The organism is Brevibacterium antiquum CNRZ 918, assembly GCF_900169145.1.
Taxonomy (GTDB): Bacteria; Actinomycetota; Actinomycetes; order Actinomycetales; family Brevibacteriaceae; genus Brevibacterium; species Brevibacterium koreense.
This window is the reverse complement of sequence record NZ_FXZD01000001.1, coordinates 187,598-204,871: the sequence shown is the minus strand read 5'-3', so window position 1 is coordinate 204,871 and position 17,274 is coordinate 187,598. Positions and strand designations below refer to the sequence as shown.

Here is a 17,274-nt window from a genome sequence, read left to right as displayed (position 1 = left end):
TTGACGGTGGACGGACGCAGTCTGGGCAGAGTAGTGAAGCGGCAAGCAGCCAGCAAGACCGCAATCGTCACCGACAGAACGATATCGGGAAGTGCCCAGTCGGCCAAGCTGGTGGCGTTCAATGTGAGAAATCACCGACTTGGGACGTGTTCTGGCCGGGTGCGGCACGGGTCGGGTGATCGCCTCGGCGGCGGTGGGTCTGGTCATCGGTTCAGCGGATCGCCGAGGTGGTCTGGTCGTCAACATTGCCATCGACGTCTCCGCCCAGATGTTGGTCCCACCAGTCGAGCATCGCTTCGAAGCGCTGCCGACGGTGCCGAGGCTGACCCGAGCGCGACAGCTCGTGGTTCTCCCCCGGGAAGATGAGCAGCTCGGTGTCCACGCCGGCTCGCTGCAGTGCGGCATAGTACTGCTGTGCCTGTTCGAGCGGACAGCGGAAGTCGAGTTCTGAATGCATCACCAGGCTGGGCGTGCGCACCTGCGAGGCGTGCGCCAACGGCGACTGCCGGGCAATGGCCTGCTGGTCACGGGAGGTGTATTCCTCAGTGAAGAACCGTCCGATATCGGAGGTGCCCACGAAGCTGTCGGGGTCAAGATAGCCGCGTTCGACGATGGCTGCCTCGAAACGATGGTCGGCGGCGGTGATCATCGCCGTGAGATAGCCGCCGTAGGATCCGCCCTGGACGCCGAGGCGGCTGGAGTCGAGTTCTGCATCGCTGGCCAGCGCGTGGTCGAGGACGGCGAGGACGTCGGCCATCGCCGGGGCTGCCATGTTCCCCTGCACCGCTGTCCCCCACGCACGGGTGCGTCCACCGGAGCCGCGCGGGTTCGCATACACCACGGCATAGCCGGCCGAAGTGAGCACCTGGGTTTCATCGAACCACCCATGGGTGTACTGCGCGAACGGTCCACCGTGGATGTTGAGAATGACGGGAAACGGTCCCTGGCCGCTTGGCTTCGCCAGCCACCCGGTGATCGAACCGCCCTCACCGTCAACCCGAAGGAGCTGGGGGACGACGGAATTCGCGGGCGCAGGATGTGCCCTGACTGCGCCACCGTCGTCCGTTGCTGTCTTCCCGACGTCTGCGAGTCGCACACGGTTGAGAACAGCAGGGTTCGTGGGCGTCTCCCCTGTCCAGACGAGGCTGTCTCCGTCAACGTCGAAGCCGTTGACCACTGCGGTGTCGTCCGTGAGGAAGTCCAGTTCGCCCAGCGTTCGATTCTCGGCCGCCAGATCGATCGACATGATCCGTGAGGCTCCGTCCGTATCCACGACAGCGATGACAGACGCGTCTTCGGCGGTGCCGTGGCCGTGGCCGACGATCTGGGGCCGGATCGATGCGACAGAGACGGTCTCCGGGTCGGTCAGGCGCCGTGTCGAGCCCGAAGTCAGATCGTGGACGAAGAGTCCGGGCATCTGCCCGACGAAGTCGAGTTCGTCTCGGGTCAGTTCGTTGCCGACGAGCAGCACAGTCTCATCGTCGATCCATCGGTGCAGGTTCACGCTCATCCGCGGCAGCGTCAGCGCTTCAGGGCTGTCTCCGCTCAGCAGCCATACGGTTGAGCGCAGGTCAGGCTCGCCGTCATCGGGTGCCGATGAGGAAACCACACTGACTCTGGTGCCACTGAGTGAGAACTGTGGGTCGTGGACATCGGTCTCCGGGGTCTGCAGGAGCGTAGACAACGGGACTTCGGCACCGCCGGCGATGCCGGACTTTCCCAGGCCCGGTTCGACGAGGTCAACGAGGAAGGCCCGCGCTGGACGGTCGTTCGTGTAGCCGAGCCCATTGCTCAGGTAGGCCGCCGAGGTGATTCGCCGTGGCGCTTCCTCACCGGCGGGAATATCGTCGTCCTGACCGTAGCGTCCCGGCTCAGCCACCCGGGCGACATAGAGCGCGCGTGCGCCTTGATCATCGAGTGCGAATTCGGAGACGCCGAGGTGGTTGTCAGTGATCCGATGAGCCGTTTCAAGGCTGGAGCCGACGTACAGCTGCCCGGCTTCCTTCTTGGCCGCACTCAGATATCCGGACCAATTGCTGCAGACTTCGGGGGCGAAGTCCCGCCAATTGTGGGTCAGCCGTCTCGAGGACTCCCCCGACAACGCGAACAGCTGCGAGAGGTAGCTGTTCGACTCCAGATCGGGGCGGGTGATTGTGATGACGGCTTCGCTGCCGCGCAGCAGTGGGGACGAGTACTCGGCGAGAGAGTCGAGATCTTCGGGATTCATCTGTTCCATTCCTTTGACAGCGCCGTCTGCACGTCGGCATGCACCTGCGGCAGAGCTTTGGTCTGTGCCACGACGGGCAGGAAGTTCGAATCCCCGCCCCATCTGGGCACGATGTGCTGATGGAGGTGCGCGGCGATTCCGGCACCTGCCACGGGTCCTTGGTTCATTCCCAGATTGAAGCCGTCCGGGGACGACACGGCGCGGATCACAGTCATCGCCTTCTGCGAGAAGCGGGCGAGTTCCGCGGTCTCCGACTGGCTCAGGTCCGTGTAGTCCGCGACATGACGGTAGGGGCAGATCAGCAGGTGGCCCGGGTTGTACGGGTACAGGTTGAGCACCGCGTACACTTCGTCACCGCGAGCCACGATCAGACCCTGCTCGTCGGACTTCGTCGGCGCCGTGCAGAACGGGCAGTCGGAGACTCCGGAGTCCTTGGGTTTGTCCTGTCCTCCGATGTAGACCATCCGATGCGGGGTCCACAGTCGCTGGAAGCCATCAGCCTCCCCCGGAAAGCCCGCCGCCGCCTCGGGTTCGGGCATGCCTTCACCGTGATCGGGGTTGCCCTGCCCGAGGTGGTTGTGTGGGTCCTCTGTCATACCTGGGCCTTGGTTTCGATGGAAGAGAGGATCCGGGTGACCGCCTCGGCGACGGACACACCGTTGTCCTGCTCACCGTTGCGGAAACGGAACGACACGGCATTGGCGTCGCGGTCCTCCCCACCGGCGATGAGCACGAAGGGCACCTTCGACTTCGAGGCGTTGCGAATCTTCTTCGGGAACCGATCGTCGCTGTCGTCGATCTCGACGCGAACGCCTGCGGCCTTGAGCTGTGCGGCGACCTCGGCGAGGTAGTCGTTGAATTCTTCGGCCACGGGGATGCAGGTGACCTGGACCGGTGCCAGCCAGACGGGGAACGCGCCCGCATAGTGTTCGATGAGCACACCCATGAACCGTTCGATGGACCCGAACTTCGCCGAGTGGATCATCACCGGTTGCTTGCGGGTTCCATCGGCGGCCTGATATTCCAGGCCGAAGCGCTCCGGCTGGTTGAAGTCGAGCTGCACGGTCGACATCTGCCAGGTCCGGCCGATCGCATCGCGTGCCTGGACCGAGACCTTAGGCCCGTAGAACGCGGCTCCGCCGGGATCGGGAACCAGTTCGAGTCCGGTCTCCAACGCGACCTCTTCGAGGACCTGCGTGGCTTCTGCCCACTGCTCATCCGAACCGATGAATTTGTCCTTCTTCTTTCCGTCCTCGTCGCGAGTCGAGAGTTCGAGGTAGAAGTCGTCGAGTCCGAAATCACGCAGCAGGCTGAGGACGAATTCGAGCAGGTGGCGGATCTCCTGCGCGGCGTCCTCCTGAGCCACATAGGAGTGCGAATCGTCCTGAGTCAGTGCGCGCACACGTGTGAGACCGTGGACGACGCCAGAGGCCTCATCGCGGTAGACGGTGCCGAACTCGAAGAGACGCAGGGGAAGTTCACGATACGAGCGACCACGGGAGCGGAAGATGAGATTGTGCATCGGACAGTTCATCGCCTTGAGGCGGTATGGGGTGCCCTCCTTGACGATCTCACCGGATTCGTCGCGGACCTCGTCAACTGAGATCGGCGGGAACATGTTCTCGCCGTAGTACGGCAGGTGCCCGGAGGTGTAGTAGAGGGTCTCCTTCGAGATGTGCGGGGTGCCGACGTACTCGAAGCCCTCTTCGATGTGGCGGGCGCGGACGTAGTCCTCCATCTCGCGCTTGATCACACCGCCCTTGGGGTGGAAGACGGGCAGGCCGGAGCCGAGTTCCTCGGGGAATGAGAACAGGTCGAGTTCGGCACCGATCTTGCGGTGGTCACGGCGTTCAGCCTCGGCGAGGCGATCCTGGTGAGCCTTGAGATCCTCTTTCGAGGCCCAGGCCGTGCCGTAGACGCGCTGGAGGCTCGCGTTGGCCTGGTCTCCGCGCCAGTAAGCCGCCGAGGAGCGGGTGACGGCGAATCCGTTGCCGATGAGTTTGGTGGTGGGCAGGTGCGGCCCACGGCAGAGGTCCTGCCACACGATTTCGCCCTTACGGTCGAGGTTCTCGTAGACGGTGAGTTCACCGGCACCGACCTCGACGGAGGCTGAATCGTCGGAGCCTGCACCCTTGTCGGTGATGAGTTCGAGTTTGTAGGGCTCATTCGCCATCCGTGCCTTCGCCTCGTCCTCGGAGACGACGACACGGTTGAAGGTCTGACCGGACTTGACGATCTGGGCGGCCTTCTTCTGGATCGCTTTGAGATCCTCAGGGGTGAAGGGCTGGGCGACATCGAAGTCGAAGTAGTAGCCGTCTGTGATGTAGGGACCGATGCCGAGCTTCGCGTCGGGGAACAGGTCCTGGACAGCCTGCGCAGTGACGTGAGCGGCCGAGTGGCGCAGGATGTCGAGTCCTGCCGAAGAATCGATCGTGATCGGAGCGATCTGGTCGCCAGCAGCGAGTTCGCGGCTGAGGTCGACAGGCTGCCCGTCGAGCCACATTGCAACGACCGTGCGGTCCGTGGAGAAGATCTCCGTGCCGGTCAGTCCCTGTTTCCAAGGAATGGTCTCTCCCGCGCAGTCAATGCTGTCTGCCACTGATCTTCTCCATTCGTCTGTGTTGGGGTGTCTCGCCACTCGAGTCTAATACCAAATCGGCGGTGCGAAATCAGTTGGGTGGCAGTCGTGAGACCGCCACCCAACTGATGAATCATATGTAATTTTCGATGTCTGCGCGGTTCGCGCCGATGTCAGTCGGGATCGGAGCTTCGTCCCAACTCACATCACGCGGCCTTGCTGAATTCGAAGTCCTCGCCCTTACCCAGGTCTTGTCCCAGGGAGAGTTTGAGGTGCACTTTGTCGAGGTCAGCCGAAGGAACACCGTAGGCGAGCTGGAAAGACTTCTTGCTGCCGGCTGGAACCATTGTGTCGAAGACGAGACTGGCTTTGTACTCAGTGCCTTGGAAGACGTCGTCGTATTCCTTGCCGGCGCCATCGTTTGCAGACATCTGAGCGGTGCTCAGATCGACGTCCGAGCTGGAATTGTTCTCCACAGTCACCGTCACAACAGCGATCTGACCGTTGGAGTCCTCCGCACCAGCCGCAGTGTCGGACGCGGTACCCGGTTGCACACGGACAGCCGCGGTCAGATCGGTGCCGATCTCGACTCCCCCTTCTTCGACAGGAGGAGGAGCGGCTTCTTCGCCGCCGTCAGAGGGATCTGCGCCCTGGCTGGGGTCCTGTGCAGGCTCGGACTGGTTCTGGATCGGTGACGCGGATGAGGATGCCTCGTTGGCAGCCTCGTCGATCGCAGAGATGAACAGGCCGCCGAAGATGAAGGTGACGATGACCGAGATGATCGAGAACAGGATGGCGATGAAGCTGAGGATCATGCCGGTGATCGTCATGCCCTTGTTGTTGGCCAGCCCCTTCTTGATCGCGGAGAGACCGACGAAGGCGAAGATCACACCGGCGACGCCGAAGAGGAATCCGATCCCGAAGAAAATGGACAGGACGATGCCGGCGATGCCGCCGACCAGCGCGAGAATCCCCCAGATGTTCTTCGACTTGTTGCCACCCGAACCAGCCGAATACGATCCATAGCTCGCATTGGGGTTGGCTGGGATGAACTGGTCCGAAGAACCGTCGGCACCGACATAGGCAGGCTGCTGGCCGTACTGGTTCGCGTCGTAGCCCTGCGCGTTGGGGTCATAACCCTGGCCGTAGCCGCCCTGATTCTGGTCGTAGCCTGGAGCACCCGGATCGTTCGGCTGACCGTACTGAGGCTGCGAACCGTACTGAGGCTGCTGATTCGGATCGTTCTGTGAGCCGTACTGAGGCGGCTGCTGCCCGTTGCTCTGCGAACCGTACTGCGGCGCGCTGTTCTGATCGCCCGAAAAACCTGGCGCGTTGGGCGGCTGGTTGTCGGGGCCCGGACCGTTGGGGTTCTGATTTCCAGAACCGTTATTCGGTTCATACGGGTTCTGAGGAGTAGACATGAGTGCTCCGAAGTCTTCGTCGATGGTTACCCTCACTAGCGTACTAGTTAATATGTTGCTTTCCCCATGGCACCCACGTGGCAGTCCTGACACACGACCGACACATCGAGCCAAGCACGTCACGGCGAGAAGGAACGGACGATGAATGCACGAAGCCCCCGAGTGAGTCACTCGGGGGCTTCTTCTGTGCGCGATACTGGGATCGAACCAGTGACCTCTTCCGTGTCAGGGAAGCGCGCTACCGCTGCGCCAATCGCGCCTTATTCAGTTGTTGCACCGGAACACTAGGTCCCTGTGCGCGATACTGGGATCGAACCAGTGACCTCTTCCGTGTGAAGGAAGCGCGCTACCGCTGCGCCAATCGCGCCGACTCACCAACAGCGAACCGTTGGACGAATCCGAGGTGGCGACGGGATTCGAACCCGTGTATACGGCTTTGCAGGCCGCTGCCTCGCCTCTCGGCCACGCCACCATCAAGGCAGTGCCATGACGCCTTCGAGCGGATGACGGGATTCGAACCCGCGACCCTCACCTTGGCAAGGTGATGCTCTACCAGCTGAGCCACATCCGCATTTCTCACTGCCCGGTTTCCCTGGCAACGAGATACAACTCTATACGCAGGTGGGGGTCCATGCAAAATCAGATTCGAGTGATCGTGGTCACACACGCGAATCGAGCTTTCAGGCTCTTCGACTTATATTGGAAGTGTGAACGACGATCCCCAGGACAAGCGCCCCAAAGGGTGGCTGTCGCGCCATCACAAGCAAGGTGTGCGCCCCTGGCGCAAAACGCGTCTGAGCTTCCTGCGCTGGCGCGGAAACGTCATGGCCAACCCGCACGCGGCACGGCTCTATCGAATCGTCGTCGGTGCGGTGGGCACACTCATCGTGCTGATCGGGTTGCTGCTCGTGCCGTTGCCTGGCCCGGGATGGCTCATCGTCATCATCGGACTGTTCGTCATCTCCAGCGAGTTCCACTGGGCGCAGAGGATTCTGCGCTTCGTCCGAGTCCACGTCGAGAGGTGGACGCACTGGATCATGGCGCGGCCGCTGTGGGTGCGCTGGACGGTCGGTGCGGTCACAGCAGCGTTCGTCGCTCTCGTCGTCTGGACCGCTTTCAGGATCATCGGGCTCCCCGACTGGGTTCCCGAGCTCGAGGTCCTCAAATACCTCGAGCTGCAATAGCGCCGAGGCGACGGCGCAGAGCGCCGGCTGTCGCCAAGAGCGCCTACTACTGCGAGGAGAGTGCCGTCAGGCGTGAGAGGCTGCGCATGTACTTCTTCCGGTAGCCCCCGGCCAGTGACTCTTCGGTGAAGACCTGGTTCAGCGCCTGTCCCGAGTTGATGATCGTCACGTTGCGATCGTAGAGCCTGTCGACGAGTGCGACGAAGCGCAGCGCCACGCCCTCGTTGTCGATCGTCTTCACGTCTTCCCACACGGCTGCGTCCAGACCGTCGACCATGCGACCGTACCGAGAGGGATGGACGGTCGAGAGATGACTCAGAAGTGTCGGGAAGTCGTCGCGGGCGACTGTGCCGGCCAGTTCGGCGGTCACGGCATCGAGGTTCTCAGCCGGGACGGGTTCGGCCGGCTCGCTCAACCCACGATGACGGTAGTCCTTGCCCTCGATGCGATAGATGTCGAATTGGTCGGCAAGTGCCTGGATCTCACGGAGGAAGTCCTGTGCGGCAAAGCGGCCCTCCCCCAACGACCCGGGCAGAGTGTTGGAGGTGGCGATGATCTTCACGCCGGCGTCGGTGAGTTCGCGCATGAGTCGTGACATCAGCACCGTGTCACCGGGATCGTCGAGTTCGAACTCATCGACGCAGACGAGTTTCATCTGTGAGAGATCGTCACGGGCACGGATGAATCCGAGCGCGCCGACGAGGTTCGTGTATTCGACGAAGGTGCCGAAGGTCGCAGGCTTCTCATTGGCATGCCACGCCGCGGCCAGAAGGTGGGTCTTGCCCACACCATAGCCGCCGTCGAGGTAGACGCCTTTGGGGCCGTCCTTTCCCTTCGAGAACAGCTTGTCCAGGAAGCCCTTCGACGTTGACGACGCCACGAACTCCTCAAGTTTGTTGCGTGCCTGGGCCTGCGAGGGCTCCGAGTCATCGGTGCGGTAGCTGGCAAAGGACACGTCGTGGAACTGCGGCGGCGGGACGAGGCCCGCAATGAGATCCTCGGGTGCAACTTGGGGGGAACGGTCGCTCAGTGCGACCAGAGTCTGCTCGGCATTCACTCGGCCTAGTCTATTGCAGGTTACGCGTCGTCAATCAACTGCCGCTGACGTGAGAGTCCTCTCAGCTGAAGTCGAAGCCCAGGCGTCCCAGCTGTTTCGGGTCGCGCTGCCAGTCCTTGGCGATCTTCACATGCAGGTCGAGGTACACCTTGGTCCCGAGCAGCGCTTCGATGCCGCGCCTCGATTCGCTTCCGATCGCTTTGAGTCGGCTGCCGCCCTTGCCGATGATGATCGCCTTCTGGCTGGAGCGCTCCACGTAGAGGTTGACGTGGACGTTCCACAGCGGGTTGTTCTCGCTGCGTCCCTCACGGGGGTACATCTCCTCGACCTGGGCGGCCAGGGAGTGCGGAAGCTCGTCGCGGACACCTTCGAGCGCGGCCTCGCGGACGAGCTCGGCGATCATCATCTCTTCTGGCTCATCCGTCAGCTCGCCTTCAGGGTAGAGAGGTGGTGAGACCGGCAGGTGGCCGGTCAGCACGGAATCGACCGTGTCGATCTGAAACCCGTCGACGGCGGAGACCGGGACCACGTCGGTGAAGTCGGCGAGTGCACCCACGGCCAGCAGAGCTTCGGCGACCTTCTCCTGTGAGACTTTGTCGGTCTTCGTCACCAGGGCCACGATCGGGGTGCGCCCGTCGAGGAGTTCGAGCTGGGAAGCGATGTACCGGTCACCGGGCCCGATGGGTTCGTCAGCGGGCAGGCAGAAGCCGATGACATCGACCTCACTCAGCGTCGAGGCCACAAGATCGTTGAGACGACTGCCCAGCAGAGTCCGAGGCTTGTGGAGTCCCGGGGTGTCGACGAGGATCAGCTGATGATCTTCCTGGTGGATGATGCCGCGGATCGTGTGCCGGGTGGTCTGCGGCTTCGCCGAGGTGATCGCCACCTTCTCCCCCACCAGAGCGTTCGTCAGCGTTGATTTTCCGGTGTTCGGTCGGCCCACGAAGCAGGCGAAGCCCGCTCGGTAGTTCTCGGGGTAGTCCGTGCGAAATTCCATTTCAGTTCTCTTCCTTCGTGACCCTGACGTGGGTGATGCGGTGGCGACGGCCCTGGCCCTCCATCGCTTCGATGTTGAGCCCTTCGATCGCTGCGTTCGAGCCATCGATGGGAACGCGGCCGATGAGTTTCGTGAGAAGGCCGCCGACGCTGTTGACGTCGTCCTCGTCGATCTTCACATCGAAGTAGTCGGCAAAGTCGGAGATCGACATGCGGGTGCTGATGACGAATGAGCCGTCGTCGACCGCGACGAGTTCGTCATCACTGGTGTCGTACTCGTCTTCGATCTCGCCGACGATCTCTTCCACGATGTCCTCGATCGTAACGAGTCCGGCGGTGCCGCCGTATTCGTCGACGAGAATCGCCAGATGCGTCGAATCGACCTGCATCTGCTCCAGCAGATCATCGACGGGTTTGGTATCGGGGACGAAGAGAACTCCCCGTGCCAGGATGTCGACCGGTCGCTCCGCGTCCTCCGGGTGGAGGTGGAGTCGTCTGGCGACGTCCTTGAGATAGGCAACCCCGCGAATGTCGTCGAGGTCCTCTCCACTGACGGGGATCCGAGAGAATCCCGAGCGGAGGAAGAGGTTCATCACCTTCGACAGTGGTGTGCCGGAGTTAACTGTCACGAGGTCGGTGCGCGGGACCATGACTTCATTGGCCGAAGTGTCAGAGAGGTTGAAGACGGATTGGATCATTTCGCGTTCGCCGTCTTCGATGACATCGGACTCGCTGGCTCTCTCTACGAGGTCGCGCAGCTGATCGGAGGTCACGAAGGGCCCGTCCTTGTAGACGCGGTCCGGCGTGAGCAGGTTGCCGAGAAGGACGAGGATCTTCGTCAGCGGTTTGAGCACGACGAGTGCCGCGCCCACGACCCAGCTGAGATTGAGGCACACGGCCAGAGAACGGCGTCGGCCGATGGTCCGCGGGGACACACCGGCGACGACGAAGACCGCGATCGAGGCGGTGAGCACGGTGAGCACGACCATGAGCGGCCCGACCGAATAGATCGAGTCATAGGCCAGAGCAATGAAGACCGTGGCCAGTGCCTCCATGAAGTTTCGGACGAAGATGATGACGTTGATGTTGGTGGGCAGATCGATGAGGATCTTCTCAGCCCTGAACGCAGACTTCTTGCCCTCGTCCTTCGCATCCTGGATCGCCTGATGGGACACGCTGAGCAGAGCAGCATCGACCGCGGCCAGCGTCGCCGAGACCACGAGACACAGTGCGGCACCGAGGAACAGCCAGAGCACGGCTCAGACCTCGGTGGGCGAAGGGATGTCGGTGCGACCGTCGTAGCGGGCGGCGAAGAAGGTCAGCAGCAGATGCCGCTGCAGGGCGAACATCTCTTCCTTCTCTTCAGGCTCGCCGTGATCGTAGCCGAGCAGGTGCAAGAACCCGTGAACAGTCAGCAGGAGCACCTCGTCCATGGTCGAATGTCCCGAGGACGAGGCCTGGGCGGCGGCCACCTCGGGGCAGATGATGATGTCGCCCATCTGGCCCTCGGTAGGAACTCCGGCCTGGCCCTGTGTGAGCTGATCCATCGGGAATGACATCACATCTGTCGGACCATCGAGGTCCATCCACGTGAGGTGGAGCTCCTCCATCGCCGTCGCATCGACCATCGTCACTGCGAGCTCCGCGCCGGTATGCATGTGCAGAGCCTGACCCAGGTATTCGGTCAGAGCTACGACCTCGTCGAGGTCGATCGTCTCGTCTGTCTCGTTTGAGATCTCGGTATTCATTCGCTGCTTCCCCACAGGTCGTAGGCGTCGACGATCTTCGTCACCAGTGAGTGGCGGACGACGTCCTTACTGCCCAGGTGGCAGAACTCCAGGTCTTCGATTCCGGTCAGGATGTCCTGCACGACGTTGAGACCGCTGCGGGTCTTGCCCGGCAGGTCGATCTGGGAAACATCCCCGGTGACGACCATCCGCGCACCGAAGCCCAGACGGGTGAGGAACATCTTCATCTGCTCACCGGTCGTATTCTGCGCTTCATCGAGAACGATGAACGCGTCGTTGAGGGTCCGTCCGCGCATATACGCCAGCGGTGCGACCTCGATGGTTCCCGTTTCGATGAGCAGCGGGATCGACTCGGGATCGACCATGTCATGCAGGGCATCGTAGAGGGGCCTGACATACGGGTCGATCTTCTCACCCAGAGTTCCGGGCAGGTAGCCCAGGCTCTCCCCCGCCTCGACTGCGGGACGGGTGAGAATGATGCGTGAGACTTCTTTATGCTGCAGAGCGTTGATGGCCATGGCCATCGCCAGGTAGGTCTTACCCGTACCCGCGGGACCGATGCCGAAGGTGATCGTGTGGTTGCGGATCGCCTTGACGTAATCGTGCTGGCCCATCGTCTTGGGACGGATTGACTTTCCGCGGGTCGACAGGATGTTCGTTCCCATCACCGCAGAGGCGGCCTTCCCCTCCGAGGAGAACGACGCCACCCGATCGATCGTCTCCTCGTTGATGCGATGGCCGGAGGCGTGCAGCTTCTTGAGCTCCCCGATGACGGAGACGAATGCTGCGACGCGAGTCGGGTCCCCGTTGGCCTGCACCTGGTTGGCGCGCACATGCAGATCGAGGTCAGGGAAGACTCGCTCGAGTTTGCGCAGGTTCGACTCTCCCGGCCCGAAGAACTCGACCAGATCGATGGAGTCAGGAATCACGAGACGCACTGTGTCCGATGATGCTTCTTCGGCAGGTGTGGCGTTCACAGAGTTCGTGGGCTGAGTGGAGGTGTCCAGAATGATCCTTAGTGACTGTTCGGGCTTGCGGGGGTACAGCAATTGTGTGCTTCCATCGTAGTCCGCTTCGTCACCAACGGCCCAATGAATTCTGAGCCATGACGAGTCCGGCCGCTCCGGCGGAGGACGAACGCAGGACCGTGGGCCCCAGGAGCACAGCTTTCGCGCCGACGTCTGCAAGTGCGTCCAGCTCTGCGTCGCTGACACCGCCTTCGGGACCAACGACCAAGACGATGCGGCCAGAGGCAGGCGTCGAGGATTCTTCACCCGCCGAGGATTCTTCGGCGGTCGAGGAGTTCGCAGGACTATCGGTGCTCAGGGCTTGCGACAGTTTCAGCTCGGCGGCTTCATGGAGGACGTAGACGGTGTCGGTCTCAGCCAGAGCCGATGTGAGGCCGGTGCCGCGGACCAGGTCGTGGCGCAGGGGGAAGCGGGAGCGCCTGGCCTGCAGGGATGCCGCGCGCAGGACGTTGTCCCACTTGGCTGCGAGCTTCTCGCGCTTCTTCGCCGGCCAATCGGCGATCGAGCGCTCAGCGGCCCAGGGGATCACCTCGTCGACTCCGATCTCTGTGGCGGCTTCGATCGCCTGGAGATCGCGATCGCTCTTGGCCAGGGCCTGCACGAGGACCAACCGCGGCTGGTCCTGGTCGGTGTGTGTCACCGATGCGATGTGAAGTCCCAGTTCGTTCGCCGAGGCGCTCGAGACCGTTCCGCGCACGCGGGTGCCGGATCCGTCGACGACTTCGAGCTCGTCCCCGGGTCCGAGCCTGCGGACTCGGACCGCATGCCCGGCCACGTCCTCACCGAAAGTGAGCACGTGACCGACGGCTGCCTCGGCGACCTGGGTCGAGAAGAAGACGGGAAGACTCACCGACCGGCGAATCTCTCACGCATGCGGGAGAACATGCCACGGTTCTGGGTGGTGATCTGAGCGCGTGGGGTCTCCTCCTCACGCAGCGTCGCCAACTGGGACAGCAGGTCCTTCTGCTCATCGTCAAGTTTGTCCGGTGTCATCACGTCGACCGTGATGAGGAGGTCGCCGCGGGTCTCCGAACGCAGGCGGGTGGCACCGAGTCCGGGAAGCTTGACGACGGTGCCCGACTGGATGCCGGCTTCGATCGAAAGTTCCTGCGAGCCATCGAAGGTGTCGAAGGGTATCGAAGCACCCAGGGCAGCTGCGGTCATCGGCACGGAGACGGAGGCGCGCAGGTTGTCACCGTCGCGCTGGAAGACTTCGTGGCGGGCAACCATGACCTCGACGAAGAGGTCGCCGGCAGGACCGCCGCCGGGGCCCACTTCGCCCTGCGATGAGAGCTGGATGCGCGTTCCATCGGAGACTCCGGCGGGGATGCGGATCTTCATGGTCCGCTGTTTGCGGACGCGACCGTCACCCTGGCAGTTGAGGCAGGGGCTGGGAATGACGGTGCCGAAGCCATGGCAGGAGTTGCACGTCTGGTTCGTCACCATCTGGCCCAGCAGTGTCCGGGTCATGCGCTGGACGCTGCCGGCACCATGGCACAGGGAACATGTCTCAACCGATGTGCCCTGCTGAGTTCCGGCACCGGAACAGGTGTCGCAGACGACGGCGGTGGTGACATCGAGGTCGATGTTGCCACCGAACGCTGCGGTCTCGAGATCGATGTTGACTCCTACGAGTGCGTCTTTGCCGCGCTGTGTGCGCGGCATCGGGCCACCGGCCGAGCCGGCTCCCCCACCGAAGAAGGTCTCGAAGATGTCGCCGAAGCCGCCGAAGCCGCCACCGGCAGGGACGCCTTGTCCGTTCTCGCCGCCGCCCATGTCGTAGTTCCGGCGCTTGTCCGAATCGGAGAGGACGTCGTAGGCAAGGGAAATGGCCTTGAATTCGTCCTCATGTCCGGGGTTCACATCGGGGTGATACTTCCGGGCCAGCTTTCGGTACGACGATTTGATTTCAGCCGCTGAAGCGTCCTTGGACACTCCGAGTGCTTCATAGTGATCGGCCACAGAAACTTCTCTCTCCCTGGTGGTGTGCGTTGTTCGCGTTGTCGTGCCTGTTCGCACTGTGGTGGTTGTCTGCGCTGTGCGTTGTGCGTTCGTGTCGGTGCATCTAGCCCTGGTCGAGGACAGCGGAGACGTATTTCGCCACGGCCCGCACAGCTGTGATCGTCGTCGGATAGTCCATCCGGGTCGGCCCGAGCACAGCCAATCGCGCGGAGGACCCCGCGTCATGACCATATTCGGCGGCTACGAGGGATGTCGAGCTGAATGACTCGTGAGTATTCTCACGGCCGATCCGAACGCTGATCTCCTCGTGATCCTCAGCCATCGACGTCAGCAGCTTGAGCAGTACGACCTGCTCTTCGAATGCTTCGAGGATCGGTGCCATCTTCTCACCGAATTCCCTGCCGGAGCGAGCCAGGTTTGCTGTGCCGGCCATGATGATGCGCTCTTCACGCGTGGCCACGACGAGATCCGTGACGGCGGAGCGGACCTGCGCCAGCGCTGCGGCGACGTCCGTCCCGCCCGGGCTGGCTCCCACGACGGGTTCTGTCTGAGTGCCGTCCACGCTCTGAGCCGGAGCACTGGGCGTGGTTGTGCTCAACACTGACGACAGTTTCTGGCCGGAGAATTCGGCATTGGTCTCATCGCGGATTCCGCGCAGCGCCTCGTCATCGACGATCCCCGGCGTGATCACAATCTTCTGTTCGACCTGTCCTGCGTCGGTGATGAGGACGACGAGGATGCGGTTGGGGCCCAGCCCCACGACCTCGATGTGCTTGATCGTGGCACGCGAGACGGTTGGGTACTGGATCAGCGCCACCTGGTGGGTCAGTCCGGAGAGTACACGCACCGTGCGGTCGAGCATGTCATCGAGGTCCCCGTTGCCATCGATGAGCTGGAAGATCGCACGCCGCTCAGCGTGTGTGAGCGGTTTGAAGTCATCGATGCGATCAACGAACATCCGGTAGCCGAGGTCAGTCGGAATGCGACCGGCCGAGGTATGAGGCTGCGCAATGTAGCCCTCCTGCTCCAGGTGGGCCATGTCATTGCGAATCGTGGCCGGAGAGACGCCGAGGGTGTGGCGCGACACGATGGCCTTCGACCCGACAGGTTCATTGGTGGCGACGAAGTCTTCGACGATCGCACGCAGAACCTGTGCTCGCCTGCTGTCGTTCATTCGTCTCCTCCCTGCCTTCGGCACCTCATTTGGCACTCATCTGCTGTGAGTGCCAATTCTACGCTTATTGGATTCCGAATTCACTTTCGGCCCTGCCCCAGCGGGTCACCGCCCATCGGACCGAGTCCTTGATTAGGGTAGTTGACCGTGAATACCTTTGATCGCTACGGGCCCGATGTACTGGCAGGCTCCTCACCCTCCTCGCACCGGCCCACGAAGTCCACACCTGTTGAACTGGGGCTGGGAATGGTTCTCGAAGACGCGATGAGCGGATATGTCGGCGCCGTCGTCGGCGCGGAGAAGACGACCGCCGGAGTCGTCGTCAATCTTGAGGACCGGGCAGGAAAAGTCCGGGCATTCCCCCTGGGCCCTGGCTTCCTGCTTGAGGGCAAACCCGTCGACATCACGCTGCCGACCAAGAAGAAATCGGCTCCCAGTCGCACAGCTTCGGGCTCACGCGCAGTCGGCGATACCCGGGCCCGAGTGGCTCGCGGATCCCGCATCTGGGTCGAAGGCAAACATGATGCCGAATTGGTTGAGAAGATCTGGGGTGACGATCTGCGCATTGAGGGTGTCGTCGTCGAACCGCTGGGTGGCTTGGACGATGTTGCCGACAAGCTCGCGGCGTTCGGTCCGGACAAGGACCACCGCGTCGGTGTCCTCGCCGACCATCTCGTATCCGGCACCAAAGAATCTAAGATCGCCGAGGCGGTGCGTGGTGATCCGCGCTATCGAGACGTCGTCCACATCATCGGTCACCCCTATGTCGACATCTGGCAGGCAGTCAAGCCTCATGCCGTCGGCATCAGGGAATGGCCGGTCGTCCCCCGTGGCGAAGATTGGAAGACGGGAATCCTGGCTCGCATCGGTTGGCCGCACGCCGACCACAGGGACGTGGCCCGAGGGTGGGTGCGCATCCTGGGCAAGGTCAGCACCATCGCCGACGTCGAACCCACGCTCTCGGGTCGAGTCGAAGAGCTCATCGACTTCGTCACCGTCGGCTGAGACCTCGGCCGATTATGATCTCGGCCGATTGTGATCGATCTGGTACAGGATTCGGGCTTTCCTCACTTCGGGGCCGCGGCATTTCCGATAGTGTGATTGGCCAGAAGCTCTGAAAGGACCCGTATGTCATACAACCCCCAGCAGCCGAACAACGGCTCTGACCAGTCGCGTCCCATGCCGCCCAACTACTCTCAGGCCTCTGGACCCCAACAGCCATACAGCCAGCAGAACCATAGCTACGGCGCCCAGGAGCCAAACCCTGCTCAGCAGAACTACGGTTCCCAGCAGGGCCAGCAAGCTCAGCAGGGTTACGGTTCACAGCAGCAGGGCTATGCCTCGCAGCAGCAACAGGCCGCTTACGGTTCACAGCAGGCCTACAGCGGCCAACAACCGTATGCCCAGCAGCCCTACGGCCAACGGCCCTATAGCTACGGTCCAGCGCAGCCAGTCGGCAATCCGGCCATGTTCAACTCGCAGATGCTGCCCGAGAACGCCTACGGTCCCGGCTCCGAAATGTTCTGGCAGGCCAGTGAAAGCGAGAGGACCACGGTGCTATGGACTCACCTCGGGTCAATATTCGTCGGGTTCCTTCCCCTCATCATGTTCCTCGTGAAGAAGGACGAATCGCCCTACGTACGCGAACATTCGCGGCAGGGCCTCAACGCCATGATCACCAATGCTATCGCCACGTTTGTGGCTGTCATTGTGTTCATGGTCATCGGCTTCTTCCTCGCGCTAGTCACCTTTGGCCTCGGCTTCTTCGTCTATTTATTGGCGTTCCTCGTCCCGGTTCTCTACACGGTGCTCTACATCATCGCCGCAGTGGCCGGGAACAAGGGAGAGGGCTATCAGTTCCCGCTCGTGTTCAACTTCGTGAAGTGATCAGGCCCCTCA

Annotated in this window: 15 protein-coding genes and 4 tRNA genes; 3 read left to right on the top strand and 16 right to left on the bottom strand. The window is 62.3% G+C overall.

Annotated features, from left to right (window positions below):
• Positions 1-211: 211 nt before the first annotated feature.
• The 8 genes from BANT918_RS00880 to BANT918_RS00845 all read right to left on the bottom strand — a co-directional run bounded on the left by BANT918_RS00880 (position 212) and on the right by BANT918_RS00845 (position 6,797).
• Positions 212-2,227 (bottom strand): alpha/beta hydrolase family protein, encoded by a 2,016-nt coding sequence (locus BANT918_RS00880; RefSeq protein ID WP_101618552.1) that lies wholly within the window; start codon positions 2,225-2,227, stop codon positions 212-214.
• Positions 2,224-2,823, bottom strand: a complete 600-nt coding sequence (locus tag BANT918_RS00875; RefSeq protein WP_101618551.1) for an HIT family protein — start codon at positions 2,821-2,823, stop codon at positions 2,224-2,226. The genes BANT918_RS00880 and BANT918_RS00875 overlap by 4 nt, the downstream gene beginning before the upstream one ends.
• Positions 2,820-4,826 carry a threonine--tRNA ligase gene (thrS, locus tag BANT918_RS00870; protein ID WP_101618550.1) on the bottom strand — a complete coding sequence of 669 codons (2,007 nt, stop codon included), beginning with the start codon at positions 4,824-4,826 and terminating at the stop codon, positions 2,820-2,822. Before thrS ends, BANT918_RS00875 begins: the two co-directional genes overlap by 4 nt.
• 185 nt (positions 4,827-5,011) lie before the next feature.
• Positions 5,012-6,226 carry a DUF4190 domain-containing protein gene (locus tag BANT918_RS00865; protein ID WP_233430304.1) on the bottom strand — a complete coding sequence of 405 codons (1,215 nt, stop codon included), beginning with the start codon at positions 6,224-6,226 and terminating at the stop codon, positions 5,012-5,014.
• Positions 6,227-6,413: 187 nt separating this feature from the next.
• A tRNA-Val gene (locus tag BANT918_RS00860) sits at positions 6,414-6,485 on the bottom strand.
• 36 nt (positions 6,486-6,521) lie between these two features.
• A tRNA-Val gene (locus BANT918_RS00855) sits at positions 6,522-6,593 on the bottom strand.
• A gap of 34 nt (positions 6,594-6,627) precedes the next feature.
• Positions 6,628-6,698 (bottom strand) — tRNA-Cys (locus BANT918_RS00850).
• A gap of 26 nt (positions 6,699-6,724) precedes the next feature.
• Positions 6,725-6,797 (bottom strand) — tRNA-Gly (locus BANT918_RS00845).
• A 136-nt stretch (positions 6,798-6,933) separates the two neighbouring features.
• Between BANT918_RS00845 and BANT918_RS00840 the strand changes: the two genes are divergently transcribed.
• Positions 6,934-7,410, top strand: coding sequence for a PGPGW domain-containing protein (locus BANT918_RS00840; RefSeq protein ID WP_233429197.1), 477 nt, complete (start codon positions 6,934-6,936; stop codon positions 7,408-7,410).
• A 46-nt stretch (positions 7,411-7,456) separates the two neighbouring features.
• On the opposite strand, the gene zapE is transcribed toward BANT918_RS00840, so the two are convergent.
• From zapE to hrcA, 8 genes are all read right to left on the bottom strand, one after another.
• The gene (gene zapE, locus BANT918_RS00835; RefSeq protein ID WP_101618548.1) at positions 7,457-8,467 is read right to left on the bottom strand and encodes a cell division protein ZapE; all 1,011 of its coding nucleotides are present in this window, start codon (positions 8,465-8,467) and stop codon (positions 7,457-7,459) included.
• A gap of 61 nt (positions 8,468-8,528) precedes the next feature.
• Positions 8,529-9,464, bottom strand: a complete 936-nt coding sequence (gene era, locus BANT918_RS00830) for a GTPase Era (RefSeq protein WP_101618547.1) — start codon at positions 9,462-9,464, stop codon at positions 8,529-8,531.
• Position 9,465: 1 nt separating this feature from the next.
• Positions 9,466-10,719 (bottom strand): hemolysin family protein, encoded by a 1,254-nt coding sequence (locus BANT918_RS00825; protein ID WP_101618546.1) that lies wholly within the window; start codon positions 10,717-10,719, stop codon positions 9,466-9,468.
• A gap of 3 nt (positions 10,720-10,722) precedes the next feature.
• Positions 10,723-11,211, bottom strand: a complete 489-nt coding sequence (ybeY, locus tag BANT918_RS00820) for an rRNA maturation RNase YbeY (protein WP_101618545.1) — start codon at positions 11,209-11,211, stop codon at positions 10,723-10,725.
• The gene (locus BANT918_RS00815; protein ID WP_418904338.1) at positions 11,208-12,257 is read right to left on the bottom strand and encodes a PhoH family protein; all 1,050 of its coding nucleotides are present in this window, start codon (positions 12,255-12,257) and stop codon (positions 11,208-11,210) included. The genes ybeY and BANT918_RS00815 overlap by 4 nt, the downstream gene beginning before the upstream one ends.
• A gap of 31 nt (positions 12,258-12,288) precedes the next feature.
• The gene (locus BANT918_RS00810; RefSeq protein WP_101618543.1) at positions 12,289-13,089 is read right to left on the bottom strand and encodes a 16S rRNA (uracil(1498)-N(3))-methyltransferase; all 801 of its coding nucleotides are present in this window, start codon (positions 13,087-13,089) and stop codon (positions 12,289-12,291) included.
• Positions 13,086-14,201, bottom strand: a complete 1,116-nt coding sequence (gene dnaJ / locus BANT918_RS00805) for a molecular chaperone DnaJ (RefSeq protein WP_101618542.1) — start codon at positions 14,199-14,201, stop codon at positions 13,086-13,088. The genes BANT918_RS00810 and dnaJ overlap by 4 nt, the downstream gene beginning before the upstream one ends.
• A gap of 103 nt (positions 14,202-14,304) precedes the next feature.
• Positions 14,305-15,375, bottom strand: coding sequence for a heat-inducible transcriptional repressor HrcA (gene hrcA, locus BANT918_RS00800; protein WP_101618541.1), 1,071 nt, complete (start codon positions 15,373-15,375; stop codon positions 14,305-14,307).
• A gap of 141 nt (positions 15,376-15,516) precedes the next feature.
• On the opposite strand from hrcA, the gene BANT918_RS00795 reads away from it, so the two are divergent.
• Together BANT918_RS00795 and BANT918_RS00790 are read left to right on the top strand one after the other, a co-directional pair.
• Positions 15,517-16,380, top strand: coding sequence for a DUF3097 domain-containing protein (locus BANT918_RS00795; RefSeq protein ID WP_101618540.1), 864 nt, complete (start codon positions 15,517-15,519; stop codon positions 16,378-16,380).
• A gap of 123 nt (positions 16,381-16,503) precedes the next feature.
• Complete coding sequence (locus BANT918_RS00790; protein WP_101618539.1) at positions 16,504-17,262, top strand: DUF4870 domain-containing protein; 759 nt, start codon at positions 16,504-16,506, stop codon at positions 17,260-17,262.
• The last annotated feature ends 12 nt before the right edge of the window (positions 17,263-17,274 follow it).